This is a genomic window from Streptococcus suis (genome assembly GCF_002964045.1).
GTDB lineage: Bacteria > Bacillota > Bacilli > Lactobacillales > Streptococcaceae > Streptococcus > Streptococcus suis_U.
The window spans coordinates 1-555 of the sequence record NZ_POPB01000282.1 but is presented as its reverse complement, the minus strand read 5'-3'; the positions used below and the strand labels follow the sequence as shown (position 1 = coordinate 555).

The 555-nt window shown below is 35.0% G+C and carries 1 pseudogene; it reads left to right on the top strand.

The window, feature by feature from the left end:
* Positions 1 to 165: 165 nt before the first annotated feature.
* A pseudogene (locus C1E99_RS03700) lies at positions 166 to 237 on the top strand (IS200/IS605 family transposase); the annotation flags it as partial.
* Positions 238 to 555: the final 318 nt, after the last annotated feature.

Sequence of the window (555 nt, the reverse complement as noted above, 5' to 3'; positions counted from 1 at the left end):
AAGAAGGCCTTTTTATTTTGTCCAGATGAGGTGGTTTAAGCACCAAAACAGCTATTTTTCCCTAAAAACAGTAAAAAAGACAAACACCAAAACGATGTTTGTCTGCAATCTGAGAAATTATCCAGTGGATGATTTCTTCACGAGCTTAAATCTAAAACGCGAGTTAAACATGATATAGCACTTGATAAGTTAAGTGTAAAAGAGTATGAAGATCCCTTTAGGGATAACGGCAAGTAGTACGAATGCCTCTTTAAGAGGCTAGTGACGTGGGCTTATAGCCCTTGTTCAAACCACCCGTTTGACGGGTGGTCATGATTCAAAGCAATCAAAATGCGATTTAAAGAAATAGATTAAGTAGAACAATTATCTGAAATAAAAAACAGAAGATTAAATAAAATACCAGGCTTGTCATAAACTATTTAAAGTAACTTAACATGATTTAAAGCACACACGACAAAAATGTCCTGTAGAAAGCCAGAACTTTTCGATACACTAAACCCATTAACAAAAGGAGATGTGTTTATGAAATTCGAACAAGTGTATGCCAGCGTTAAA